Origin of the sequence: Dankookia sp. P2, assembly GCF_050632255.1 — a bacterium.
Lineage (GTDB): Bacteria > Pseudomonadota > Alphaproteobacteria > Acetobacterales > Acetobacteraceae > Paracraurococcus.
The window spans coordinates 6206472-6228010 of sequence record NZ_CP192581.1 but is presented as its reverse complement, the minus strand read 5'-3'; the positions used below and the strand labels follow the sequence as shown (position 1 = coordinate 6228010).

Below are 21539 nucleotides of genomic sequence, written 5' to 3'. Positions count from 1 at the left end.
GGAATCAAAGACCATGAAGATCGGCTTCATCGGCCTCGGCATCATGGGAAAGCCCATGGCCGGCCACCTCAAGGCGGCGGGCCACGAGATCATCGTGCCCGAGCGCCGGAGCCTCGATGCCGAGGCGCGCGCTGCCTTCACCGTCGCCGCCGACGCCACCGCGGTAGCGGCCGCCGCCGAGGTGATCATCCTGATGGTGCCCGACACCCCGGATGTCGAGGCGGTCCTGTTCGGCGCCGGCGGCGTCGCCGCCGGCCTGTCGAAGGGCAAGCTGGTCATCGATATGTCCTCGATCAGCCCGACCGCGACCAAGGATTTCGCCTCCAAGGTCAATGCCCTCGGCTGCGACTACATCGACGCCCCGGTGTCGGGCGGCGAGGTCGGCGCAAAAGCCGCGAGCCTCACCATTATGGTCGGCGCCGAGGAAGCTGCTTTCGAACGCGCCAGGCCGCTGTTCGAGGCGATGGGCAAGAACATAACCCTGGTCGGGCCGAACGGCGCGGGACAGACCACCAAGGTCGCCAACCAGATCATTGTCGCCCTGACCATTGAGGCGGTGGGCGAGGCCATGGTCTTCGCCAGCAAGGCCGGGGCCGACCCCGCCAAGGTGCGCCAGGCCCTGATGGGCGGCCTCGCCACCTCCCGGATCCTGGAACTGCATGGCGAACGGATGATCAAGCGGACCTTCAACCCAGGCTTCCGCATCGTCCTGCACCAGAAGGACCTGAACTTGGCCCTGCAATCGGCCAAGGAGCTCGGAGTCGCGCTGCCGAACACCGCATCCACCCAACAGCTCTTCTCCGCCTCGGTCGCCGCTGGCAATGGCGGGCTCGACCATTCGGGTCTGGTGAAAGCGTTGGAAGCGATGGCTTCTCACCCGGTTGCGCCGGACGCGTAGTGCTGACGTAACGCGCGAGCGGCGGGGCGGAATGCCCCGCTCGCCGTGAAGCCGATCCGCAATGCTTGCCTTTTGCGCGCAAAGCGCGCAAGTTTTTGGACCAGTACCGGCAGCGGGGGCATTTCCAGGAATACGCTGCGCGCCGGGCACCCATGGCGGGCCGGAGATCGGGATGCGTTTCGCGGATATCGGGCAGCAACTGCGCGCCTATCGGCTCGAATCCGGCCTGCGGGCCGAGGAGATCGCCGCCCGGCTTGGTGTCTCCCGCGCTGCCCTGTACCGCTACGAGAAGGGCGAGGTCATCAAGCTGGACACGATCCGGCGGCTGGCCAAGCTGCTGAAGATCTCGCCGCTCTCGCTGCTTGGGATCGGCATCGACTACTTCTCCCGTCCCCTCGCCTTCCAGGAACGCCTCCGCCAACTGGAGGAGGAGGCCGACCAGATCCTGCTGTTCGGCGGCAGCGTCTGTTTCCAGGTCGCCTCGGATGCCTATGAGGCGGCACTTAACGAGGCCTGGGCCGAGTCGGCCGAGGCGGGCGGCGACCCGATCCAGGGCCGCGGCCAGGCGGAACAGGCGCTTTCCATCCTGTCGCAGCGCCGCAAGCTCTATCAGCAGCGCCGGCCGAGCATCATCGCCATCCTGTCCGAGGCCGCCCTGCACCGGTCCCTGGAGTACGGCATCGCCGATGGCCTGGCAGCCTCCGAGCGGAGCCGCGCGCGTGGCCGGGCCGCCGCGGCGGCCGAGATCGAGAACTTGGCCAACCTGATGGAGTCGGTGCCCATCGGCCTGCAGATCGGCCTGAAGGAAGGCCCCGAGCCGACCGGCAGCTTCATCGTGCTGCGGGGGCGGGAGCGGGCGCATGTGGTGACCAGTCCCTTCCCGCCGGATAGCGGCCCAGCGGTGGGCGCGGGCGTCGCCATGATCACCGCGGCGGATGAGGCGGTTGGCCTGCACCAGCGAGTGGCCGAGGCCGCCTGGCGGGACGCGCTGAAGGGCAGCGCGGCGGCGAGCCGCCTGCGCGCGCTGCTGCGGGATGTCCGGCCAGCCGAAGCCGCCGCCTGAAAGCGTCCGCGTCTCACCGCTCAGCCCTCCCGCGCGCCGCCATCCGCGCCTTCCGGCGCAACCCGCTTCAGCCGTTTAGCAGCCTGTCGATCTCTGCCTGCGCCAGGTCCGGCCCAGCCTGGGCCGGCGCCGCCAGCGTGGTCGGCAGCGCCTGCACCTGCACTGCCGCGGCCTGCGGGCCGGTCGCGCCATCCGGCATCATGCCCTGCAGCATCGTCTCCACCTGCTGCAGGTGCTGGATGGCGCGGCGGATCCGCTGGCCCGTGACGTCCTGGAAGCTGCAGGCCTCGAAGATCGAGATTGACCCGGGCCGAAAGCGCCTGCAGCGCGGCCTTGTCCTGCGCCCCGCCCTTGATCCAGTCCTGGATCGCCTCCGCCGCTTCCATGATCGTGTTGGCGGCGGCCTCGGTCGCCTGCACCACGGCCTCCAGCTCCACCCCGCTGTTGCGGGTGCTGGCGGCGGGAATGGCGACCAGCCCGGCAATCTGCTCATGGATGCGGCCGAGCTGGCCGGAAAGGTTGGTCTCTGAATAATCCACGAGTTGGACCGTGGCATGCACCTCGGCGCTCAGCTCGGCGATTCGGCGATCGATGAAGCGCCGCAGGTCGGCGACATTGCGCGGCGATCTCGGCGGCTGGGGGCGCGGTCTGCATGACTTTTCCTAGCCGGGCTCTCCTTTCGACCGGGTGAATGCGCGCGGCTGATTGAGCGGCGGGGCCGGCTGCTCTAGGAGCAGCGCTCCACGGAGCCGGAGCGGCATGGCGGTCAGCATCGATCTGGGGTTTCGCGACAATGGCCAGCCGGCGCTGCTGGACCTCGAGGAACTGCTGGCAACCCGCCTGCTGGTCCAGGGCAATTCCGGCTGCGGCAAGTCGCATCTGCTGCGCCGGCTGCTGGAACGCAGCGCGCCCTTCGTGCAGCAGGCGGTGATCGACCCGGAGGGCGACTTCACCTCGCTCGCGGACCGCTTCGGTCATCTGGTGATCGACGCCGCCGAGCAGACCGAGCAAGGCCTGGTCCTGGCCGGGGAGCGGGTGCGGCAGCACCGCGTCTCCGTCGTGCTCAACCTCGAGGGCGTCGATGTCGAGGGCCAGATGCGCCGCGCCGCCGCCTTTCTCGACGGCATCTTCGCGGTGGAACGCCAGTTCTGGACGCCGATGCTGGTGGTGGTGGACGAGGCGCAGCTCTTCGCCCCTCCGGCGGGGTCGAGGTGGCGGAGGAGGCGCGCCGGACATCCCTCGCCGCCATGACCGACCTGATGTGCCGCGGCCGCAAGCGCGGCCTGGCCGGCATCATCGCCACCCAGCGCCTGGCCAAGCTGGCCAAGAACGTCGCGGCCGAAGCCTCCAATTTCCTGATGGGTCGCACCTTCCTCGACATCGACATGGCCCGCGCCGCCGACCTACTGGGCATGGAGAAGCGCCAGGCGGAGATGTTCCGCGACCTGGAGCGCGGGCGTTTCATGGCGCTCGGCCCCGCTTTGGCGCGGCGGCCGCTCGCGGTGCGGGTGGGCGCGGTCGAGACCGAAAGCCGCGGCGCCGGCCCCGGGCTGATGCCGCTGCCGGAGACCCCGCGGGAAGCAGCGCACGCGCTGATCCTGAAGCCAGTCCCGGCCGAGGCGCCACGGCCGCGCCGAGTGCCGGCCGCGCCGCCGCCCGACCTGCTGGCGCAGCTCGCGGCCGCCCGCCCGGCCACGCCCGCTGCCCTGCCGCCGCCCACGGCCGAGGAGGAATCCGGCCGCCGCCGTGCCCAGCTCGCCGTGCTGCGCACCATCATGGCCGAGCCGCAGGCGGCCTTCCGGCCGGTGCTCTCGCTGCACCAGGACTACCAGCTGCGCTGCCGGATCGAGATGCTGCCGGGCCGCCCGCTCGACTTGCCAGCCTTCCGCCGGCTGCTTGCCCTGGTGCTCGCCGGCGTGACCGATGAGCTGGAGGCGCGGCCCGAATGGCCCCTCGCGCTCGACCACGCCACGGCGCTGCCGGAAGACCGCCAAGGCGCTTACCTGTTGCTGGCGCGCGCCGCGATCGAGGGTGCCCCCTGCCCGTCCGACCTGGCAATCGCCAGGGTGCTCGGCAGCGTCTCGCGCGGGCGTGGGCGCTCGGCGTTGGAGTTTATCGAGAAGCAGGGGGCGATCGCCTGCCGGCCGGATGCGGCGTCGCGGCGGATCGTGACGATCATCGGCCCGGGCTGGGAGACGGCGCCCGGCGACCCGGAAGCAGCGGCGGCATAAGCAGAGCCGGGGAGACGGCATTCTCCCGTTGAACGCAGAGCGTCCAACCCCTCCATACGCCTTTTCCGGGTAGGCGCCGGGCCTCAGTAGGGCGTCCGATCCGGCTTCGCCAGCCAGGCCGCGAAGGGCAGCTTACCCTCCTCTGGCAGCAGCGGCCGCGTCGGCACCATGCGGCCCTCGAGCGGCGCCGCGACTTCCCGATACAGCAATTCATCATCAAAGCCGGCAGCCGCAGCATCCCACCGGGTGCCGGCGAACCAGGTGCCGTCCAGCCGCGCCCAATGGATCGAGGCGAGGCACATCGGGCAAGGCTCGCAACTCGAGAACAGCGTCAGCCCGCGCAGGTCGAAGCGCCCGAGCGCGGCGCAGGCGCGGCGGATCGCCGTGACCTCGGCATGTGCGGTGGGGTCGAGATCAACGGTGACCCGGTTATTGCCCTCGGCTACCACCTCCGCCCCGCGCGCAATCACCGCGCCGAAAGGCCCGCCGCCCGCTGCGACGGGTCGCAGGCCAGCGCAATGGCGCGCCGCATGTGGCGGAGGGCGACGGGATCGGGTTCGGTCCATGCGGCAGCCTCGTTCGGGTGATGTGCGGCGCCGGCGTCCGCGCTTGGAAGCCGGCGCCGCGGCGCTTCCGCTACGCCTCCGCGCGCATCTCGCGGAACAGCTCCTCGGCGACCAGCAGCGCCTCCCGCACCGACGGCAAGCCGACATAGCCGCCCATGTGCAGCAGCGCCTCGCTCAGTTCATCCTCGGTCCAGCCCATGTTGCGCGCCATCCGCAAATGGATCTTCAACTCGGGCCAGGCATGCGTCGCAGTGTCCGAGACGACGCAGATCAGCGCCCGGGTCTTGAGGTCGAGGCCGGGCCGGGTCCAAAGCATCCCGAACACGGCCTCGGTCGCGTAGTCGCCGAATTTCTGCATCATAGGGTCGTCGTAGACGGTCTTCGCCATCTGCTCGACCGCACGGTCGCTCAATCAGCTTCTGCCGGACCTCCCGGCCCTTGGCGTGGTTCGGACCCTTGTCCATGGCGTTTGTCTCCTCCCTGGGTGATGGGCCGGGAGAGGCTATGCCAGCCGGCTTAGATGCGCACGCGGTCGGGCGCTGCCATCCGCAGGGCGCCCGGCCAGATGACCTCGGCTGGCGTCACCTCCCGGCCCAGCTTGCCCATGGTGCGGAGCTGGTCGATGGCGAGCTGGATGTTGCCGACCAGATCGGGCGTGAGATTCATCCGGAAGCCCACCTTGGTCATCAGCTCGGCCACCAGGGCGCGGTCCTGGCGCAGGAAGCGCGCCACCTGCTGCGCCGCCTGGTCCTTGTTGCCCTCGATGAACTCGGTCGCCTGGATCAAGGACCGCATCAGCCGCGCGGTCGCTTGCTGGTTGGCCTGCGCCCAGGCCTTGTTCATGTAGACGAAGTTGCGGACGACCTGGATCGGCTCGTTGTTGACCAGGATCTTCGTGCCCGGAATGGCCTTCATCGCCCGTGTCGGCCAGGGCTCCCAGACCGCGAAGGCGTCGATGTTGCCGCGCTCGAGCGCCGCGACCATCTCCGGCGCCTCGACGTTCACTATGGTGTAGTCGGCCGGGTTCAGCTTCAGCTTCTCGACGACCGAGAGCCAGAAGGTCTCGCTGCCCGTGCCGCGGGCCACGCCGACCTTCTTGCCCTTCAGCTTGTCCATCGTCGGGATATTGCGGCCGAGCACGCTGATCCAGCGCAGCAGCGCCGTGCCTTCCGCCACCGCCACCACATTCGGGTCGCGGATATGCGCGGAGACGCCGGCCTGTTCGGCGCCGTAGGCGCAGTTGACCTGGTCCCCGATCAGGAAGGCGACCATGGCGCTGCCGGAGGGACCGGTATTGACCGTGACATCGAGCCCGTTCCGCTCGAAGAAGCCGCCTTCCTTGCCGACGTAGAAGGGCGAGAAAGAGGGATCGACGCCGGTGGCAATCGTCAGCTTGATGCTACTCTGGGCCCTTGCGGGAAGGGTGGCGAGCAGGGCGGGCGTGGCAAGCAGGCTGCGGCGGCGCATGGTCCTGGTCTCCCCTACATGGTCGGGTTGTAGCGGCCGGCGAAGGCGCGGATGGCGAGGCGGAAGGCGCGGTCCACCGTGAAGCCGAGCAGGCCGAGGGTGACCAGCGCCACGAAGATATCCTCCACCTGCATGAACAGGCGGGCGTCCCACAGCATCTTGCCGAGCCCGTCATTGCTGGCGACCAGCTCGGCCGCGACGATGGTGACGAAGGCGTTGGCCATCGCCAGTCGCATCCCGGTCAGGATAAAGGGCAAGGTGGCCGGCAGCGCGACCAGCGTGAAGACCTGCAGGCGCGAGGCGCCGAGGCATTGCGCCGCGCGGATCTTGTCCCGCGCGACCGCGCCCACCCCGCCGCGGTGGCGATGATGACCACGAAAACGGTGGTGTAGGCGATGAGGAAGACCTTGCTCGCCTCGCCGATGCCGAACCAGATGACCGAGACGGTGATCATGGCGACCGCCGGGATGAAGCGGAAGAACTCGGTCCAGGGCTCGAGGATGGCGCGGACCGGTCGGAAGCTGCCGATGGCGAGGCCCACGGGGATGCCGACCGCGCTGCCGATCAGGATCCCTGGGCGATCCGGCGCAGGCTGGCCAGCACCGCCTCCTGCAGCAGCCCGTCCTGCACCAGTGCCACCGCGCGCTCGAAGACCGGCCCGGGCGGCGGGAACAGCGCCGAGCGCGCCAGCGAGGTCGCGGCCAGATGCCAGACCAGGAACAGCAGCGCGAAGCCGCCGACATAGCCGAGCACGGTCGGCAGACGGTCGCGTATCATGCGTGGATCTCCGCATGGATCAGCGCATGCACCTGGCGGAAGGCCGCCATGAAGCCGTCCGAGGTGCGGTCGCGCGGAAAGGGCAGGTCCACCGGCACCACCGCCTTCAGGGTGCCGCCCGGGCCCCGCGTCATCACCGCGACGCGGGTCGAGAGCGCCACGGCTTCCTCGATGTCATGGGTGATGAAGAGCACGGTCTTCCGCGTCTCCGCCCAGATCCGCGTCAGCTCCCCTGCAGCACAGCCCGGGTCATCGCGTCCAACGCGCCGAAGGGCTCGTCCATCAGCAGGATGCGCGGATCGGCCGCGAGCGCCCGGGCGATCTGGATGCGCTGCTTCATCCCGCCGGACAGTTCGGCAGGGTGCTTCGCCCCCGCCCGCCCAGGCCGACGAGCCCGAGAAAATGCCCCGCCCGCTCCCGCCTCTCGCGCCGGCCAAGGCCCCGCAGCCGCAGACCCGAAGGCGATGTTGTCCAGCGCGGATAACCAATCATACAGGCTGTCATGCCCCTGAAAGACGACCCCGCGCTCCGCCCCCGGGGCGCGCACCGAGGCGCCGTCCAGCAGGATGCGGCCGGCGGTCGGTGCCTCGAACCCTGCCACCATATTGAGCACGGTTGTCTTGCCGCAGCCGGAGGTGCCGAGCAGGCAGACGAACTCGCCCTCGGCCAGGTCGAGCGAGAATCCCCTTGACCGCTTCCCAGGCGCCGGTGCGCCCTCGGAAAGTCTTACCCACCTCGTCCAGTACGACCAGCACCACCCGCACGATCTCCCGACCAGCCCGATCGGGTATGCAATGGCCCTGCCACCGCGACAATCCTCCCCTGCCTGGCTTCCCGTGCCGGGCCGGCGGGGCTACGAATAGCACCCTACGCATCGACGGGAGAGGGAACGCCACAATGGGCATGCTGGACGGTAAGGTCGCGGTCGTCACCGGCTCGGGCGGCGGCATCGGGCGCGAGATCGCGCTGCACATGGCGCAGGCCGGCGCCAAGGTCATCATCAACGATATCGGCGCGTCGCTGACCGGCGAGGGCCAATCGGCCACCCCGGCGCAGCAGACCAAAGCGATCATCGAGCAGCGCGGCGGCCAGGCCGAGATCAACACCGACAGCGTGTCAAGCGGGAGAGCGCCGGCAAGATCGTCCAGTCGGCGATGGACCATTTCGGCCGTATCGACGTTGTCGTGAACAATGCCGGCATCCTGCGCGATCAGATCTTCCACCGCATGACGCCGGAGGAGTGGAACGCCGTCATCGACGTCCACCTGAACGGTTCCTTCTACGTCTCTCGCCATGCGGCCACGCATTTCCGCAAGCAGGAGAGCGGCAGCTACGTCCATATCACCTCGACCTCCGGCCTGATCGGCAACTTCGGCCAGGCCAACTACTCCGCCGCCAAGCTCGGCATTGCCGCCCTGTCGAAGTCGATCGCCCTGGACATGAAGCGGTACAACGTTCGCTCCAACTGCCTCGCTCCTTCGCCTGGTCGCGCATGACCTCCTCGATACCGGCGGAGACGCCGGAGCAGAAGGCGCGCGTCGAGAAGATCATGCGGATGGGCCCGGAGAAGAACGCGCCGCTGGCGGTCTTCCTCGCCTCCGACGCGGCGAAGGAGGTCAACGGCCAGATCTTCGGGCCGCGGATGAACGAGCTGTTTCTCTTCAGCCAGAATCGGCCGATCCGCGGCATTCACAGCAGCGAGGGCTGGACGCCGGAATCCCTGGCCGAGCACGCGCTGCCGGCGCTGAAGAGCTTCTTCGTGCCGCTGGAGCGGTCGGGCGAGGTCTTCTCCTGGGATCCGCTGTAAGCCGGCAAGATCGGGGAGAGAGGGCACCTCTCTCCCCTTTGGGCGCCTTTGACGTCCGAGCCCACTCACCGTGTCCTGTGAGTCCGCCCCACATGCACCCGCTTCATCGCGCACTCTTCCAGCCACGGCGCATAGCGCTCATCGGCGCCTCGGCTGACCGGACCCGGCTGACTGCGCGGGCGCAGCTCTATCTCCGCAAGCACGGCTACGCCGGCGAGATCCTGCCGGTGCATGCGCGCGAGAGCGAAGTGCTGGGCGAGAAGGCCTACCCGACCGTCACCGACATCCCGGGTGAGGTGGACTTCGCCTATATCCTGCTCAACACGCCGCATGTGGAAGGCGTGATCGAAGCAGTTGCCGCCAAGGGCATCGCCGCCGCCGGCGTGCTGGCCGACGGCTTCGCCGAGGCGGGGCCGAAGAGCGCCGCGCTGCAGGCCCGGCTGGTCGCCACCGCGCAGCGCGCCGGCCTCCGCCTCCTCGGACCCAATCCCATGGGCATGGTAAACCTCAACGACCGCATCGCCTGCACGGTGAACGCGGCGCTCGAGGCCGAGACGCTGCCGGCCGGGCGGATCGCCCTGGTCAGCCAGTCCGGCTCCATGATGGGCGCCATCATGTCGCGCGGCGCAGCCCGCGGGATCGGCTTCTCCCATATCATCGGCACGGGTAACGAAGCCGATCTCTCGGCCGGCGAGATCGCCGGGCTGCTGGTGGACGACCCGCAGGTCGATGCCATCCTGCTGTTCCTGGAGGCGATACGGCAGCCGCAGCATTATGCCGACCTGGCCCGCCGTGCGCATGATGCGGGCAAGCCGGTCATTGCCTACAAGCTCGGCCGCTCCCCTACGGCGCCGAGCTCGCCGCAAGCCTTACCGGCGCGCTGGCCGGCTCCGACGCGGCAGCCGAAGCCTTCTTCCGCGCCCATGGCATCCTGCGCGTCACCACCCTGGAATCGCTGATCAGATTGCCGGCACTGGTGATCGGCCGCAGGCCGCCCCGCGCGCAGCCAATACGCGGTCAGCGTTACAACGACAACCGGTGGTGGCGGTGCCATGGCCGTTGATTGCCTCGGCGTTGTCGGGATCGAGGCACGCGCCCCGGATGCCGCTGCGGCGGCCAGGCTGGACGCTGCCGGCATCCATTATCATGGCCGGTTGCTCGACCTGACCCTCGCCGGCGCGAAGCCGGAGCGCGTGGCCGCCGCGATCGACGCGTTGCAGGCGGCCGCGGACACCGACCTCGTGCTCTCGGTCATCGGCTCCTCCGCCCAGTTCAAGCCGCAGGATGCCGTCGCTGGCATCGTCCGCGCGCGCGACGCGGGCGGCGCCAGCCGATCGCCGCCTTCCTGGTGCCGCAGGCCGATGCCTCCCTGCGACTGCTGGCCGAGGCCGGCATTCCCGCCTTCCGCACGCCGGAAGTCGCCGCCGACTGCATGCGCGCCTGGTCGGACTGGCGCGCGCCGCGGACCGAGGCCATGTCCCCCGCCATCGAGCATAGCCTGCCGGCGGCGCCGGACGAGGCGGATGCGCGGCGGCTCTTTGCCGCGCTGGGCCTCGCTAGCCCCTTCGCCCTGCTGCGGACGCCGCAGGATGCGGCGAAGGACATGGCCTTCCCGGTGGCGCTGAAGATTCTCTCGCCCGACCTGGCCCACAAGACCGAGGTCGGCGGCGTCAGGCTCGGCATCGCCGGCCCGGATGCGCTGCGTCAGGAAGCCGCCGCCATGCAGGGCCGCGTCGCCCGGATGGCGCCTGCGGCGAGGCTGACCGGTTTCCTGGTGCAGCCCATGGCCAAGGGGCTGGGCGAGGCCATCATCGGCTTCCGCCGCGACCCGGAGGTCGGGCCGGTGGTGCTGCTCGGCACCGGCGGCATCACCGCCAAGCTGTTCCGCGATGTCACCCTGCGCCTGGCGCCGGTGGACAAGGCGGAAGCCATGGCGATGATCGCCGAGGTGAAGGGCATGCGCCTGCTCGGCGGCTGGCGCGGCCTGCCGCGCGGCGACCTGCCCGCCCTGGCCCAGGCCGTCGTCGCGGTCTCGCGTCTGGCCGCGCGCGATGATATCTCCGAGGCAGAGATCAACCCGCTGATCATCCACGCCGAGTCCGAAGGCGTGACGGTTGCGGATGCCTGGGTGGTGCGCGCGCAGGACGCTTGATGCGGCGCGTGTCGTCCCGGCCTTTTTGCGGGACCACAGGAAGCCATTTCATGTCCGCCAGCATCATCCCGACCATGCCTTACCGCGACGCCGCGGCGGCGATCGACTGGCTCTGCCGCGCCTTCGGCTTCAGCCGGCACGCAGTCTATCCGGACGGGGCCGGTGGCGTTGCCCATGCGCAACTGATCTTCGGCAACGGCATGATCATGCTGGGCACCGCGTCGGAGGAAGGCAGCGGCTCCATCCAATATCCGCCGGCGGGCCATGTGACGCAGAGCGCCTATGTCGTGGTGAAGGATGCCGATGCGCACCACGCCCGGGCCCGGCGGGAGGGCGCCGAGATCGTCGCGCCCTTGAAGGAGGAGGCGCATGGCGGGCGCGGCTATTCCTGCCGCGACCTGGAAGGTCACCTCTGGCACTTCGGCACCTACGACCCCTGGGCGAAGGCCTAGTTACCGGGCATGCTGCCCGGGACATGTCCGAGAACGATCCAGCAGCGCTGATTCGCGGCCGCTACGGCGTGAAGCCTGACGCGCCCCTGCCTTTCGCTCCGGCCGACGAGGTGCCGGCCGGCCTCGCCGCCATCCTCGACCGCCGCGTGACGCGCCGCTACGCGCCGCACCCGGTGCCGGAGCCCCTACTGCAGACAGTGCTGGCCGGCGCGCAGTCTGCGCCCAGCAAGTCGGACTTGCAGCAGTATTCCGTCATCGTGCTGCAGGACCCCGACAAGATTGCGCGCATCGCCGACTGGATCGGCGGCATGGATTGGATCAAGCAGGCGCCCGTCTTCCTGCTGTTCTGCGGCGACATTCGGCGCGCCCGGCGGGTCTGCGAACTGCATGGCCGCCTCCATGCCAACGACAATGTCGACACCTTCATCAATGCCACGGCCGATGCGGCGCTCGCCCTCGGCTTCACGGTGATGGCGGCGGAGGCGGCGGGGCTCGGCACCTGCCCGATTTCCTATGTCCGCAATCATGTCGAGAAGATCGGGCCGATGTGCGGCCTGCCGCCCGGCGTCTACCCGTTGGCCGGGTTGACGCTCGGCTTCCCCGCCGGCGCGCGCAACTGGCTCTCGCCGCGCCTGCCGCAACACCTGATGGTTCACCGCGAAAGCTACGACGACAGTGGCCTTGAGGCGGCGCTGCCCGGCTATGACGCCGCCCGCCCGCCGGCCAAGCCGCGCTACCCGGAGATCCATGGGCCGAAGCCCGAAGGCTGCGGCTGGTCGGAGAATGCGGCACGGCAGACCTCGGTGCCGGAGCGCTTCGGGATGCGCACCTGGCTCAAGCTGCAGGGCCTCTCGCTTGACTGACGCTCACCACAGGCATGAGTCACCGACCGAGGACAATCCCGGCGGCACTGCGGAGATCAGGCGCGCCGCCACCCGTAGCGTCACGCCGCGCCATGCCGCGAGCCTGATCCTCTGGCGTGAGGGTCGCCAAGGACCGGAAGTGCTGATGGGCCTGCGGCATGCCGGCCACCGCTTCATGCCGAACGTGCTGGTCTTTCCCGGCGGCCGCGTCGACCGCGCCGACCATCGCGCCAAGGCCTTGTCAGAGCTGCCCGATGTCACCCGGACCTGCCTGGAACGCCAGGCGCCGCCCTCCCTCGCCCGCGCCATCGGCATTGCCGCGGCGCGCGAGCTGGAGGAGGAGACCGGGTTGGTGCTCGGCAGGCAGGATGGCAAGCGGCTGCTGCCCGACCTGGCGGTGGTCGAGTATCTCTGCCGTGCGGTGACGCCGCCCAACCGCTTCCGCCGCTTCAACGCCCGCTTCCTGATCGCCCCGGCCGAGGCGGCGCATGGCAGCTGCGCGGCTCCGGTGAGCTGGAGGAGCTGCGCTATTTCGGCTTCGAGGACGCCTTCCGGCACAAGATCGCCAGCATCACTGCCAAGGTGCTGGCGGAGTTCCGCAGCTGGCTGGCGATGACGCCGTCGCAGCGGGAGACGCGGGAGCTGGTCTGCTTCCGCGGGATGGACAACCGGACGGTCGAGCGCTGAGCCGGCGGCTCAGGCCACCAGCCAGTTGCCCCCGACGCTCGAGCGAACCACGCCCTCGCGTTCCAGCTTCACCAAATGCGCCAGCAGGCTGCGCCCAGCCGCCGGCACCAGCTTGGGGTCGAGCGGGCCGTAGACCGGCGCGACCAGCTCCTCGACCGGCGCCATCACCGCCACGGTCAGCGCCTCCAGCACCTTCGCCTCGCGCTCCAGACGATGCGCCCGCAAGGCCTGCATGTAGGGCTGCGGGTCGCGGATCGCCGGGCCATGGCCAGGCAGCAGCACCGCATCGTCGCGGGCGATCAGCCGGTCGAGGCTCGCCATGTAGTCCCCCATGTCGCCATCCGGGGGCTGACCACGCTGGTCGACCAGCCCATGACATGGTCGGCGCTGAACAGCACGCCGTTTCCGTCCATGGCGAAGCAGAGATGGTTGGCGCAATGCCCCGGCGTGTGCAGCGCGGTCAGGCGCCAGCCCTCGCCCTCGATGACGCCGCCTCGGGCACGGTCACCTCGGGGCGGAAGCCGTGGTCGCCGCCCTCCCCGCCCTGGTCGGGCGGTGTCATGTGCGGGCCGAAGCCGTAGGTCGTGGCGCCGGTCGCCGCGACCAGCGCCGCCGCGCCGGGCGAGTGGTCGCGGTGGGTATGGGTGACGATCACATGCGTCACCGTCTCGCCCTGCGTCGCCGCCAGGATCGCCGCCAGATGCGCCGGGTTCTCAGGCCCCGGGTCCATCACCGCGACACGCGCCCGCGGCCGATGACATAGGTATTGGTGCCGCGGAAGGTGAGGCAGAGAGGGTTGTTGCACACCAGGCGTCGCACGCCGGGCGCGGTCTCCTCCACCGCGCCATGCGGCAGCGGGTCATCGCGCAGGAATGCCTGTGGCCATCACTTGCTCCCTTTGGGCTGGCCGCGGCGGACCAACTCCCGGTGCAGGATGTACAGCCCCGCCGCCACGATCAAGCCGGACCCGCCAGCATCGCCAATCCCGGCAGATCGCCGAAGGCCAGCCAGCCCAGGCCGATCGACCAGAGCAGCGCCGAATAGGAATAGGGCGCGATGGCCGAGACCTGCGCGCTTGCCCAGGCCTCGGTCAGCAGCCATTGCGCGCAGCCGCCGACCAGGCCGACCAGGATCAGCAGGTCCAAGATCGCCCCAATCGGGCGTCACCCCAGACGATGGGCAGCAGCACTGCGCCGCATAGCCGCCCATCAGCAGCGACTGCCAGAGCGTGATGGTGAGGCTCTCGGTCGAGGACAGTTGCCCGCACCAGCATCGTCGTCACCGCCGAGAACATGCCCTGCGCGACGCCCGCTGCGGTGCCGAGCAGCAGCACCGGCGGCATCGTCCCGAACCCCACGCCCTGGCCGGCCGCGATCAGCAGCACCCCGGAGAAGCCGAGCAGCACTGCGGACCAGCGATGGATGCCGACCCTCTCGCCGAGGAAGGGGATGGCGAGGATGGTAACGAAGAGCGGCTGGGTGCAGCCGAGCGCCGTCTGTTCCGCGAGCGGCAGCACCGACAGCGCATAGAAGCCGAGCGTCTGCGCCGCGATGCCGGTGCTGGCGCGCAGCGCGTGGCCGCGGAACCGCCGGGTCCGCCAGCGAAGCCCCACCCGACCGGGCGCAGATCGCCAGGATCACCGGCAGGGGCGAAGGCGCTGCGGAAGAACATGAGCTCGATGACCGGGATATGGTCGGCCAGGTGCTTCACGACGACGCCCATGGCGGTGAAGAGCGCATGCGCCGCCAGCATGCAAGAGCGCCCCGCGGCGAAGGTCATGCCGCAGCGCCATCAGCTGGCGCCTGGGCTGCGCTGCGCCGCGGCCGCCATCGCCAGCGCCAAGCGTTCCTCCGCCCGGCGCACCCGCTCGCGGTGTACGTTGTACAGCCCGGCCGGAGATCACCACGGCGGCGCCGCCAGCGTGGTCCAGGCCGGCACCTCGTCCCAGATCAAGAAGCCGAGCGCGATGCCCCAGAGCAGCGGGGTGTATTCGAAGGGCGCAATGGCCGAGACCGGCGCCAGCGCGTAGCCGCGGCCGAACAGGATCTGCGCCATGGCGTTGAGCCCGGCGAAGCAGGCCAGCACCGCCATCACCCAAAACGCCGGCAACAGCGGCGGCGGGCCGCCGGCCGGCCACATCGCCGGCCACGCCAGCATCGCCGCGCCGACCGGGGCCTGCGCCGCCAGCACCCAGAAAGCCATGCTGTCCGGCGTGTCGGTGCGGGTCAGGATGCGGGTCCAGATGCGGGTCAGCGCCATGATGGCGGTCGCCACCAGCAGCATCGCCGATCCCAGCGCCACAAGCTCACCGCCCGGCTGCAGCATGAACAGCACGCCGGCGCAGCCGACCGCGGTGCTGCACCAGCGCCGCCAGCCGACCTTCTCGCCCAACAGCGGGATCGCCAGCAGGGTCATCAGCAGCGGCGAGGCGGCGGCGACCGCATAGCTGTCGGCGAGCGTCACGCCGAGCGACCAGGCCAAGTACCAGGCGGCCGAGACGCTGGCCTGCAGCAGGCTGCGGATCGCCAGCAGCCGCCGGTTCACCGCCCGCAAGGCCCTGCCCCGCGACAGCAGCAGCACCGCCCCGCCGCCCAGCAGGCCGCGCCAGATCATCGCGCCGGCCGGGCCGATCTCCGGCAGCACCCATTTCACCGTGGCGTCCGCCAGGGCGATCACCGCATAGCCCAGTGCCACGATGGTGAGGCCGCGGACCGCATCCTCCCCGGTCGGCACTGCCATGGGGCGCGTGACGGGCATGGGCCGAGCACCCATCAGCGCCACCCGCGATGTCGTTGCGGCATCAATCCTCGCGGCGCAGAAGACGGTAGCCCTCGATCTCGGCCGCCAAACGGTAGCGGCGCAGCGTCTCGGCGAAGAGGGGTGGCGGCCGAAATACTCGAGCACGTCGAAGGGCCGGCCGCAGACCGGTATGGCCGGCCGGGTGGAAATCAGGATGGCGGCCGGCGGCGCCCGGCTGAAATCCTCGGCCACGGTCCGGTAGACGAAGAATTCGGTGCGCGACATCTCCCAGGTCTCGCGGTAGCGCGCGCCGCCGGCCGGGCAGGCCTGGTAAACGCCCTGCAGTAGCCAGAGATTCATGGTCCGCAGGGTGGACTGCGCCCTGGGCGTAGTTCAGCGCCGGGAAGACCGGGAAGATGTCGGGCGAGAGCACCAGCAGTCGCTCGCCATAGGCCTCCCGCTTCAGCAGCGCGGTGACCTCGCCGCCGCGGGACCAGGACCAGGTGATCTCGCGCCAGGGCGCCTCGGCCCCGGCGAAGCCATGAATGCCGAGGCCGAAGGCGGCGACCACCGCCAGCGCCGGCGCAGCGCGGGATGCGCGCGGCGCGGGCAGCGCGCGGTCCAGCCAGCGTGCGGCCAGCACCACAGCCAGCAGCCCGGCCAGCAGCCGCACCGGCATTGCGTGATAGGACCAGCCCTTGTGCTGCACCACGGCCGCGACGGTGGCACCCAGCGCTGCCACGGTGATGACCTTCGGCAGCGTCCCCCAGCCGGGCCGTGCCGCGACAAGGCCAAGCGGCAGCAGCAGCATCAGCGCGGTGCCCAGCCGCTCCGTCAGGATCACCTGCCACCAGGCGAAGCCGCCGAGGTCCAGGTAGTAGTCCCAGACCAGCGGGATGACCTGGCCGAGATAGTCCGGGAAGATCATTGGCAGGCTGGCGAGATAGGCCAGCCAGACCGCGGCCATGGTCCAGGGCACCGGGTCCTTGCAGCGCGCGGCCGGGGCCACGGTGCAGCAGCACCAGGGCCTCGACTCAAGCCGGGGATGGCGAGGAAATGCGGCTTCAACGCGAAGCCGAGGGCGGCCAGGAGGGCTGCGCCGAGCGTCAGGCCGGGACCGGTCGGCGTCCCTCCATCCGCCGCGCCGCGAGAAAGAGGTAGGGCAGCGCCGCCGCCATCAGGTGCTCCCGCTGACCGAAATCGTAGCCTGCCGCCAGCGTCAGCAGCGGTAGCGCCACGCCGAGGCATGCGGCCTCGACCGGCGCCGCGGCCGGGCGGGCGAGCCGCAGGGCCATCCAGGCCGAAAGGGCGCAGATCGCCATCAGGCAGACGAGCAAGCCCTGCACCGCGTCCAGCGGCGTCCAGGCGCCGATCGCCGCGGGCAGCAGATTGAGCACGAAGATCAGCGGCGGGTTGACGTCGATCAGGTCGGCATAGAGCCGCTCCCCGGCCAGCATCCGCTCCGCGAAATTGAGCACTGCCGCCACATCGTGGTTGAGCGGCGGTGACAGCGCTACCAGGAGGAAGGCCGCCGCCGGCACCAGGGCGGCCAGCCGGAGCAGCCTTGCCTTGGACAGCGCGGCGCCCTGGTGGCGCACCAGCACGGCGGCCGCGGGCCCGTGGCCGGCGGTGCCGCTCGGGCGGCTCTCGGGATCGGGTGGTGTCATCGCGCTCGGCGTAGCCTTGGACCGGCCCGGTAAAGACTGCAATCCGATTGCCGCAACATTGCGGCAAGGCGGCAACATGGTCATTTCCTAACGCAAGGGTGTAGAGCGCGGCTTCAACTCGCGCTCTTGTTGCGAGACCGCGCCTTGTTATTGCAGGCGCGAGCGTGGCAGAACCCCGGCGTGGAACTCGCCGAATACGACCTCATGGACGCGGTCGAGGACGGCATGTGGTGGTACCGCGCCCTGCATGCCCAGGTTCTCGATGCGCTCGACAGTGTCCGCCCGGGCCACGGGCGGCTGCTCGACGCCGGCTGCGGCACCGGGGGTTCCTCGCGCGGTTGCGGGCGGGAAAGGCCGGACCAGCCCGCGGCCGGGCTGGAATACAACCCCGCCGCGGCGGCACGAGCGGAAGCCAAGTCGGGTGTCCCGGTTGCGGCCGGGACCATCAATGCGATGCCCTTTGCCGATGCCAGCTTCTCGGTCGTCGTCAGCCTCGATGTGCTCAGCCATGCCGCGGTCGACCCGGAGCGTGCGCTGGCCGAGATGCTGCGGGTCCTCGCGTCCTGGCGGGGTGCTGATCGTCAACCTGCCGGCCTTCGACCTGGCTGCGCTCGGCCCACGACATCCGGGTGCAGAACGCCCGGCGGTTCACCCGGGCGACCGCCGGCGCAATGCTGGCCAGGGCCGGGCTGGCCCAGGTTCGGCCCTATTACTGGAACAGCCTGCTGCTGCCGATGATGGTGCTGCACCGCAAGGTGCTGGCCCGCGCGCCCGAGCGCCGCTCGGATGTCGCGCAATTCCCGCCCTGGCTGGACACTAGCCTGCATGCCGTGACCCGGCTGGAACGCAGCCTGCTGGCCAGCGGCTTTCCCTTCCCCGCCGGTGGTTCGGTGCTTGCCACCGCGCTCCGCCCCTGAGATGAGGACCTTCATGTCGCCGATGATCCCGGATCTCGCCGCGCATCCCGTCGGGCTCAGCATCGTCGTGCCGGTCTATCGCGGCGCTACGACGATCGGCCGGCTGGTGAGACGCGCTCGCCCTGCTCGAACCCGCTGGCGGGCTGGAGATCGTGCTGGTGAACGACGGCAGCCCGGACAATTCCGGCGATGTCTGCCGGGCAATCGCCGCCACCGCCAGCATGCCGGTCACCTACCTGGAGCACGCACGGATTTCGGCGAGCACAACGCAGTCATGACCGGTCTCCGGCATGCCCGCGGCGCCTATGTCATCACCATGGACGACGACCTGCAGAACCCGCCGGAGGAGGTGGTGAAGCTGTACAACCACGCCCGGCTCGGCGGCTGGGACGTGGTCTACACTGCGCTACGCGGAAAAGAAGCACGAAGGCTGGCGCAACCTCGGCAGCCGCTTCGCCAACAAGGTCGCCGATGCGCTGCTCGACAAGCCGAAGGGCCTCTATTTGTCCTCTTTCCGCTGCATGAGCGCGCTGGTGGTGCGTGAGGTCGCGCGCTACCGCGGCCCCTACCCGTACATCGACGGGCTGATCATGCAGGTCACCCAGCGGATCGACAGCATCGAGGTCATGCACCTGGCCCGTGCCGAGGGCCGGTCCAACTACACGGTCAAGCGGCTGATCTCGCTCTGGAGCAACTTGGCGACGAATTTCTCCGTGCTGCCGCTGCGCCTCGCCACCTTCGCCGGGGTGGCCATGGGCATCCTTGGCCTCGCCGCCGCGGTGCTGGTGGTGCTGGAGGCGATGATCACTGGCACGCCGTCAGGCTGGGCCTCCTCGATGACCACAACGCTGCTGGTCGCGGGCGTGCAGTTCCTCATCCTCGGCGTGCTCGGGGAATATGTCGGCCGGGCCTTCCTCTCGGCCAACGGCAAGCCGCAGGGCGTGGTGCGGGAGATGATCGCGCCGAAGCCCGACCGGGCCGCCGCCCTGTCCCCGCAGGACGCGCTGCAGTGACGATCTACTGGCTGGCGCTGGCTGCGGCGATCCTCACCTCGCTCGCCGGCCAGGTGCTGCTGAAGGCGGGCGCCATCGGCGAGGGCGGCTTTCTCACCCAGGTCTTCCGGCCAAGCACCATCATCGGCTTGGCCGCCTATGGCGGCGCCGCCTTTCTCTACATCATCGCGCTGCGCCGGATCCCGATGAGCGTGGCGCTGCCCTGCACCGCTGCCAGCTATGTCGCGGTGGCGGTGATCGGCCACTTCATGTTCGGCGAGCACCTCTCGACCCAGAAGATCGCGGCGATCGGGCTGATCTGCGGCGGTGTCCTAATCCTCGCCACCGCCTGAGCCGCCTCGCCTACAGCGAGAGCCTGGCCTCCATCACGTCCTCCTCGTCCGCCGAGCGCTTCACCGTGAAGCCAAGCCGCTTGACGAAGGCCAGCATCGGCGCGTTGTCGGCCAGCACATGGCCCATGATGTCGCGCACCCCGTTGTGCGCGGCCCCATTCGAACAGCCGCTCCATCATGTGCCGCCCGAGGCCCTGCCCCTTCATGCTGCGGGAGACGACGACGGCGAATTCGCCATGGGTCGGCTCCGCCGGGTCGCCGGATCAGGCGGGAGACGGCCAGCGTTTCCTCCTGCCCGTCCAGCCGGCGGCGGGGAGGCGACGAAGGCGATCTCCCGGTCGTAGTCGATCTGCGTCAGCCGCGCGGTCAGGCTGGGCGAAAGCTCCTTCAGCGGCGAGAAGAACCGCCAGCGGACATCCTCCGGCGCCAGGGTGTGGAAGAACTCACCCATGCGTCTCGGCATCCTCCGGCGCACCGGCCGGATCGTCGGGACCTCGCCCGAGCGCAGCTGCCAGGGAGCGCGCCAGTTCCGCCGGATAGAGGCGGGATGGCGAGGATCCCGCACTCCCCTCCGGCCGCAGCATCAGATGCGCATCGGCAGGCCAGCACGCCGCGCGTTGTCGGCAAAGAGCGGGTTGAGGGTCAGCGCCTCGATTTCGGGGGAAGTCCACCGCGACCTGGGACAGGCGCACCAGCACGCGAGCGACCGCCGACTGGTTGACCGGCGCATGGTCGCGGAAGCCGGCCATCAGGCGGGCAGTGCGCGAGCGCGCGATCAACTGGTTGGCAAGGGCCAGGTTCAGCGGTGGCAGGTCATGCGCCTCATCCTCAGCCAGGTCGGCCGCGGTGCCGCCCTGGCCGAAGCCGATCCAGGGCCCGAACATGGTGTCGTCGCCAAGCCTGAGGCGCAGCTCCAGCGCAGGCGCCGCCTGGCGCTGCACCAGGAAGCCCTCGATCTGCGCCACCGGCCGCTTCGCCCGGACCCGCGCGAGCATGGCCTCGGCCTCCGCCCGAACCGCACCCGCCGTGGACAGGCCGAGAACGACGCCGCCGACCTCGCTCTTGTGCCGCAGGTCGGGGCTGAGGATCTTCAGCACCGCGGGAAAGCCCAGCATGGCGGCGGCATCGGCCGCCTCCTGCGGCCCCGCGGCGCGGCGGCCCGGCACGGTCGGCACGCCATAGGCGGCCAGCACGCCGAGCGCCTCCTCCTCGGTCAGCGCCTGCCGGTATTCCGCCCGCGCAGCTTCCAGGATGCGGCGAACGGCGGTGCGGTCGGGCGCCAGGTCAAGCCACCTCGCGCGAGGGCACGCTCGGCCGCGGCGGCGCGGTTGCGGCGGTCGCGCGCCAGGTGCAGGGCGCCCCGCACCGCGGCCTCGGGCGTCGCGGAAGACGGCCAGCCCGGCCTCAGCCATGGCCTGGCGCTGCCGCCCGGCGGTCGCCTGGCCGGACCAGCTGACCAGCACCGGGGCGGCGCGCTGGCCACCGGCGCGGGCGGCGGCGATCATCGCCTCGGCGGCGACCTCGCCGGCCCCCTCCGCGGCCGGGGCGTGCAGCGCCACCACGGAATCCACCTCGGGCAGCGCGGCCAGCATGGCGGCCGCCTCGGCCAGTCGGGCCCCCGCAGCGGGCCCGAGCGATAGCGGGTTGCCGGCCTGCCAACCCTCCGGCAGCAGCATGTCGAAGGCCGCCAGCGCCTCGGGCGAGAGCTGCGCCAGCCGTCCACCGCCGCTGAGCACCGCATCGGCCGCCAGATGGCCCAGGCCGATGCCGTTGGTCACGATCGCCACGCGGTCTCCGCGCAGCGCATCCGGCCCGCCGCCGATCCGCGGCCTGACCTGCGCCAGGGTCTCGGCGGCGGAGAGAAATCCTCGAGCCCCGAGACCCGCAGCACGCCGGCGCGGCGCAGCG

At 70.4% G+C, this 21539-nt stretch carries 33 protein-coding genes and 3 pseudogenes; 16 read left to right on the top strand and 20 right to left on the bottom strand.

What is annotated here, in order from left to right; genetic code table 11:
• The first annotated feature begins 13 nt into the window (after positions 1-13).
• Together ACQ86J_RS37065 and ACQ86J_RS37060 are read left to right on the top strand one after the other, a co-directional pair.
• Entirely contained in the window at positions 14-898 is an 885-nt protein-coding gene (locus ACQ86J_RS37065; protein WP_431269415.1) for a 2-hydroxy-3-oxopropionate reductase, read from the top strand.
• 172 nt (positions 899-1070) lie between these two features.
• Positions 1071-1961, top strand: coding sequence for a helix-turn-helix domain-containing protein (locus ACQ86J_RS37060; protein ID WP_431269414.1), 891 nt, complete (start codon positions 1071-1073; stop codon positions 1959-1961).
• 20 nt (positions 1962-1981) lie between these two features.
• Here ACQ86J_RS37060 and ACQ86J_RS37055 read toward each other — a convergent pair whose 3' ends face one another.
• Positions 1982-2521: a hypothetical protein gene (locus tag ACQ86J_RS37055; RefSeq protein WP_431269413.1), complete on the bottom strand. Its 540-nt coding sequence runs from the start codon at positions 2519-2521 to the stop codon at positions 1982-1984.
• A gap of 199 nt (positions 2522-2720) precedes the next feature.
• On the opposite strand from ACQ86J_RS37055, the pseudogene ACQ86J_RS37050 reads away from it, so the two are divergent.
• Positions 2721-4192 (top strand): annotated as a pseudogene (locus ACQ86J_RS37050) (helicase HerA domain-containing protein).
• 83 nt (positions 4193-4275) lie between these two features.
• On the opposite strand, the gene ACQ86J_RS37045 reads toward ACQ86J_RS37050, so the two are convergent.
• The 8 genes from ACQ86J_RS37045 to ACQ86J_RS37010 all read right to left on the bottom strand — a co-directional run bounded on the left by ACQ86J_RS37045 (position 4276) and on the right by ACQ86J_RS37010 (position 7648).
• Positions 4276-4662, bottom strand: coding sequence for a nucleoside deaminase (locus ACQ86J_RS37045; RefSeq protein ID WP_431269412.1), 387 nt, complete (start codon positions 4660-4662; stop codon positions 4276-4278).
• A 166-nt stretch (positions 4663-4828) separates the two neighbouring features.
• Complete coding sequence (locus ACQ86J_RS37040) at positions 4829-5170, bottom strand: carboxymuconolactone decarboxylase family protein (RefSeq protein ID WP_431269411.1); 342 nt, start codon at positions 5168-5170, stop codon at positions 4829-4831.
• A gap of 104 nt (positions 5171-5274) precedes the next feature.
• Positions 5275-6225 (bottom strand): ABC transporter substrate-binding protein, encoded by a 951-nt coding sequence (locus tag ACQ86J_RS37035; protein ID WP_431269410.1) that lies wholly within the window; start codon positions 6223-6225, stop codon positions 5275-5277.
• A 14-nt stretch (positions 6226-6239) separates the two neighbouring features.
• Positions 6240-6575, bottom strand: coding sequence for an ABC transporter permease (locus ACQ86J_RS37030; protein WP_431269409.1), 336 nt, complete (start codon positions 6573-6575; stop codon positions 6240-6242).
• Positions 6467-6766, bottom strand: a complete 300-nt coding sequence (locus tag ACQ86J_RS37025; RefSeq protein WP_431269408.1) for an ABC transporter permease — start codon at positions 6764-6766, stop codon at positions 6467-6469. The genes ACQ86J_RS37030 and ACQ86J_RS37025 overlap by 109 nt, the downstream gene beginning before the upstream one ends.
• A 23-nt stretch (positions 6767-6789) precedes the next feature.
• Entirely contained in the window at positions 6790-7002 is a 213-nt protein-coding gene (locus ACQ86J_RS37020) for a hypothetical protein (RefSeq protein ID WP_431269407.1), read from the bottom strand.
• Positions 6999-7196 carry a hypothetical protein gene (locus tag ACQ86J_RS37015; protein ID WP_431269406.1) on the bottom strand — a complete coding sequence of 66 codons (198 nt, stop codon included), beginning with the start codon at positions 7194-7196 and terminating at the stop codon, positions 6999-7001. The genes ACQ86J_RS37020 and ACQ86J_RS37015 overlap by 4 nt, the downstream gene beginning before the upstream one ends.
• Before the next feature lie 29 nt (positions 7197-7225).
• Positions 7226-7648: an ATP-binding cassette domain-containing protein gene (locus ACQ86J_RS37010; protein WP_431272670.1), complete on the bottom strand. Its 423-nt coding sequence runs from the start codon at positions 7646-7648 to the stop codon at positions 7226-7228.
• A gap of 251 nt (positions 7649-7899) precedes the next feature.
• Here ACQ86J_RS37010 and ACQ86J_RS37005 point away from each other — a divergent pair, with 251 nt between their 5' ends.
• The 8 genes and pseudogenes from ACQ86J_RS37005 (at position 7900) to ACQ86J_RS36970 (ending at position 12892) form a co-directional block, all read left to right on the top strand.
• Entirely contained in the window at positions 7900-8190 is a 291-nt protein-coding gene (locus tag ACQ86J_RS37005) for an SDR family NAD(P)-dependent oxidoreductase (RefSeq protein ID WP_431269405.1), read from the top strand.
• A complete protein-coding gene (locus ACQ86J_RS37000) occupies positions 8157-8498 on the top strand; it encodes an SDR family NAD(P)-dependent oxidoreductase (RefSeq protein WP_431269404.1) in 342 nt (113 codons plus the stop codon). The genes ACQ86J_RS37005 and ACQ86J_RS37000 overlap by 34 nt, the downstream gene beginning before the upstream one ends.
• Positions 8495-8809, top strand: a complete 315-nt coding sequence (locus ACQ86J_RS36995; RefSeq protein WP_431269403.1) for a hypothetical protein — start codon at positions 8495-8497, stop codon at positions 8807-8809. Before ACQ86J_RS37000 ends, ACQ86J_RS36995 begins: the two co-directional genes overlap by 4 nt.
• A gap of 92 nt (positions 8810-8901) precedes the next feature.
• Positions 8902-9872: pseudogene (locus tag ACQ86J_RS36990) on the top strand (CoA-binding protein).
• Positions 9873-10157: 285 nt separating this feature from the next.
• Entirely contained in the window at positions 10158-10961 is an 804-nt protein-coding gene (locus ACQ86J_RS36985) for an acetate--CoA ligase family protein (protein WP_431269402.1), read from the top strand.
• Between the two features lie 50 nt (positions 10962-11011).
• Positions 11012-11413: a VOC family protein gene (locus ACQ86J_RS36980; protein WP_431269401.1), complete on the top strand. Its 402-nt coding sequence runs from the start codon at positions 11012-11014 to the stop codon at positions 11411-11413.
• Positions 11414-11436: 23 nt separating this feature from the next.
• Complete coding sequence (locus tag ACQ86J_RS36975; RefSeq protein ID WP_431269400.1) at positions 11437-12276, top strand: nitroreductase family protein; 840 nt, start codon at positions 11437-11439, stop codon at positions 12274-12276.
• Positions 12269-12892: a hypothetical protein gene (locus ACQ86J_RS36970; RefSeq protein ID WP_431269399.1), complete on the top strand. Its 624-nt coding sequence runs from the start codon at positions 12269-12271 to the stop codon at positions 12890-12892. Before ACQ86J_RS36975 ends, ACQ86J_RS36970 begins: the two co-directional genes overlap by 8 nt.
• 80 nt (positions 12893-12972) lie before the next feature.
• Here the strand turns inward: ACQ86J_RS36970 and ACQ86J_RS36965 are convergent, their stop codons facing one another.
• The 8 genes and pseudogenes from ACQ86J_RS36965 to ACQ86J_RS36930 all read right to left on the bottom strand — a co-directional run bounded on the left by ACQ86J_RS36965 (position 12973) and on the right by ACQ86J_RS36930 (position 17369).
• Entirely contained in the window at positions 12973-13296 is a 324-nt protein-coding gene (locus ACQ86J_RS36965; protein WP_431269398.1) for a hypothetical protein, read from the bottom strand.
• Positions 13263-13505 (bottom strand): annotated as a pseudogene (locus tag ACQ86J_RS36960) (MBL fold metallo-hydrolase); the annotation flags it as partial. The gene ACQ86J_RS36965 and the pseudogene ACQ86J_RS36960, both read right to left, overlap by 34 nt.
• On the bottom strand, positions 13424-13693 hold the full coding sequence (locus tag ACQ86J_RS36955; RefSeq protein WP_431269397.1) for an MBL fold metallo-hydrolase: 270 nt from the start codon (positions 13691-13693) through the stop codon (positions 13424-13426). The gene ACQ86J_RS36955 and the pseudogene ACQ86J_RS36960, both read right to left, overlap by 82 nt.
• A gap of 226 nt (positions 13694-13919) precedes the next feature.
• Positions 13920-14108 (bottom strand): hypothetical protein, encoded by a 189-nt coding sequence (locus ACQ86J_RS36950; protein WP_431269396.1) that lies wholly within the window; start codon positions 14106-14108, stop codon positions 13920-13922.
• Positions 14096-14575, bottom strand: coding sequence for an EamA family transporter (locus ACQ86J_RS36945; protein WP_431269395.1), 480 nt, complete (start codon positions 14573-14575; stop codon positions 14096-14098). Before ACQ86J_RS36945 ends, ACQ86J_RS36950 begins: the two co-directional genes overlap by 13 nt.
• A 287-nt stretch (positions 14576-14862) precedes the next feature.
• The gene (locus ACQ86J_RS36940; RefSeq protein ID WP_431269394.1) at positions 14863-15720 is read right to left on the bottom strand and encodes a DMT family transporter; all 858 of its coding nucleotides are present in this window, start codon (positions 15718-15720) and stop codon (positions 14863-14865) included.
• Between the two features lie 43 nt (positions 15721-15763).
• Positions 15764-16711, bottom strand: coding sequence for a hypothetical protein (locus ACQ86J_RS36935; RefSeq protein ID WP_431269393.1), 948 nt, complete (start codon positions 16709-16711; stop codon positions 15764-15766).
• A 97-nt stretch (positions 16712-16808) separates the two neighbouring features.
• Positions 16809-17369, bottom strand: a complete 561-nt coding sequence (locus ACQ86J_RS36930) for a hypothetical protein (protein WP_431269392.1) — start codon at positions 17367-17369, stop codon at positions 16809-16811.
• A gap of 180 nt (positions 17370-17549) precedes the next feature.
• Here ACQ86J_RS36930 and ACQ86J_RS36925 point away from each other — a divergent pair, with 180 nt between their 5' ends.
• The 5 genes from ACQ86J_RS36925 to ACQ86J_RS36905 are packed head-to-tail and all read left to right on the top strand — an operon-like array spanning position 17550 to position 19631.
• Complete coding sequence (locus ACQ86J_RS36925; RefSeq protein ID WP_431269391.1) at positions 17550-18107, top strand: class I SAM-dependent methyltransferase; 558 nt, start codon at positions 17550-17552, stop codon at positions 18105-18107.
• Positions 18104-18286 carry a hypothetical protein gene (locus tag ACQ86J_RS36920; protein ID WP_431269390.1) on the top strand — a complete coding sequence of 61 codons (183 nt, stop codon included), beginning with the start codon at positions 18104-18106 and terminating at the stop codon, positions 18284-18286. The genes ACQ86J_RS36925 and ACQ86J_RS36920 overlap by 4 nt, the downstream gene beginning before the upstream one ends.
• Positions 18287-18299: 13 nt before the next feature.
• Entirely contained in the window at positions 18300-18830 is a 531-nt protein-coding gene (locus ACQ86J_RS36915; RefSeq protein ID WP_431269389.1) for a glycosyltransferase, read from the top strand.
• Positions 18820-19299: a hypothetical protein gene (locus tag ACQ86J_RS36910; RefSeq protein ID WP_431269388.1), complete on the top strand. Its 480-nt coding sequence runs from the start codon at positions 18820-18822 to the stop codon at positions 19297-19299. Before ACQ86J_RS36915 ends, ACQ86J_RS36910 begins: the two co-directional genes overlap by 11 nt.
• Positions 19296-19631, top strand: coding sequence for a DMT family transporter (locus ACQ86J_RS36905; RefSeq protein ID WP_431269387.1), 336 nt, complete (start codon positions 19296-19298; stop codon positions 19629-19631). Before ACQ86J_RS36910 ends, ACQ86J_RS36905 begins: the two co-directional genes overlap by 4 nt.
• A gap of 10 nt (positions 19632-19641) precedes the next feature.
• Here the strand turns inward: ACQ86J_RS36905 and ACQ86J_RS36900 are convergent, their stop codons facing one another.
• The 3 genes from ACQ86J_RS36900 to ACQ86J_RS36890 all read right to left on the bottom strand — a co-directional run bounded on the left by ACQ86J_RS36900 (position 19642) and on the right by ACQ86J_RS36890 (position 21418).
• Positions 19642-19770 carry a hypothetical protein gene (locus tag ACQ86J_RS36900; RefSeq protein WP_431272785.1) on the bottom strand — a complete coding sequence of 43 codons (129 nt, stop codon included), beginning with the start codon at positions 19768-19770 and terminating at the stop codon, positions 19642-19644.
• Between the two features lie 63 nt (positions 19771-19833).
• The gene (locus ACQ86J_RS36895; protein WP_431269386.1) at positions 19834-20082 is read right to left on the bottom strand and encodes a hypothetical protein; all 249 of its coding nucleotides are present in this window, start codon (positions 20080-20082) and stop codon (positions 19834-19836) included.
• Positions 20075-21418, bottom strand: coding sequence for an acetate--CoA ligase family protein (locus ACQ86J_RS36890; RefSeq protein WP_431269385.1), 1344 nt, complete (start codon positions 21416-21418; stop codon positions 20075-20077). The genes ACQ86J_RS36895 and ACQ86J_RS36890 overlap by 8 nt, the downstream gene beginning before the upstream one ends.
• Between the last annotated feature and the right edge of the window lie 121 nt (positions 21419-21539).

Excerpts from the sequence above, each read along its gene's own strand:
- ACQ86J_RS37065 (WP_431269415.1), top strand. The coding sequence starts at position 14 with ATGAAGATCGGCTTCATCGGCCTCGGCATCATGGGAAAGCCCATGGCC.
- ACQ86J_RS37060 (WP_431269414.1), top strand. The coding sequence starts at position 1,071 with ATGCGTTTCGCGGATATCGGGCAGCAACTGCGCGCCTATCGGCTCGAA.
- ACQ86J_RS37035 (WP_431269410.1), bottom strand. The coding sequence starts at position 6,225 with ATGCGCCGCCGCAGCCTGCTTGCCACGCCCGCCCTGCTCGCCACCCTT.
- ACQ86J_RS37020 (WP_431269407.1), bottom strand. The coding sequence starts at position 7,002 with ATGATACGCGACCGTCTGCCGACCGTGCTCGGCTATGTCGGCGGCTTC.
- ACQ86J_RS37005 (WP_431269405.1), top strand. The coding sequence starts at position 7,900 with ATGGGCATGCTGGACGGTAAGGTCGCGGTCGTCACCGGCTCGGGCGGC.
- ACQ86J_RS37000 (WP_431269404.1), top strand. The coding sequence starts at position 8,157 with ATGGACCATTTCGGCCGTATCGACGTTGTCGTGAACAATGCCGGCATC.
- ACQ86J_RS36995 (WP_431269403.1), top strand. The coding sequence starts at position 8,495 with ATGACCTCCTCGATACCGGCGGAGACGCCGGAGCAGAAGGCGCGCGTC.
- ACQ86J_RS36980 (WP_431269401.1), top strand. The coding sequence starts at position 11,012 with ATGTCCGCCAGCATCATCCCGACCATGCCTTACCGCGACGCCGCGGCG.
- ACQ86J_RS36975 (WP_431269400.1), top strand. The coding sequence starts at position 11,437 with ATGTCCGAGAACGATCCAGCAGCGCTGATTCGCGGCCGCTACGGCGTG.
- ACQ86J_RS36965 (WP_431269398.1), bottom strand. The coding sequence starts at position 13,296 with ATGGGGGACTACATGGCGAGCCTCGACCGGCTGATCGCCCGCGACGAT.
- ACQ86J_RS36955 (WP_431269397.1), bottom strand. The coding sequence starts at position 13,693 with ATGGACCCGGGGCCTGAGAACCCGGCGCATCTGGCGGCGATCCTGGCG.
- ACQ86J_RS36940 (WP_431269394.1), bottom strand. The coding sequence starts at position 15,720 with ATGCCCGTCACGCGCCCCATGGCAGTGCCGACCGGGGAGGATGCGGTC.
- ACQ86J_RS36930 (WP_431269392.1), bottom strand. The coding sequence starts at position 17,369 with ATGACACCACCCGATCCCGAGAGCCGCCCGAGCGGCACCGCCGGCCAC.
- ACQ86J_RS36920 (WP_431269390.1), top strand. The coding sequence starts at position 18,104 with ATGATGGTGCTGCACCGCAAGGTGCTGGCCCGCGCGCCCGAGCGCCGC.
- ACQ86J_RS36915 (WP_431269389.1), top strand. The coding sequence starts at position 18,300 with ATGTCGCCGATGATCCCGGATCTCGCCGCGCATCCCGTCGGGCTCAGC.
- ACQ86J_RS36895 (WP_431269386.1), bottom strand. The coding sequence starts at position 20,082 with ATGGGTGAGTTCTTCCACACCCTGGCGCCGGAGGATGTCCGCTGGCGG.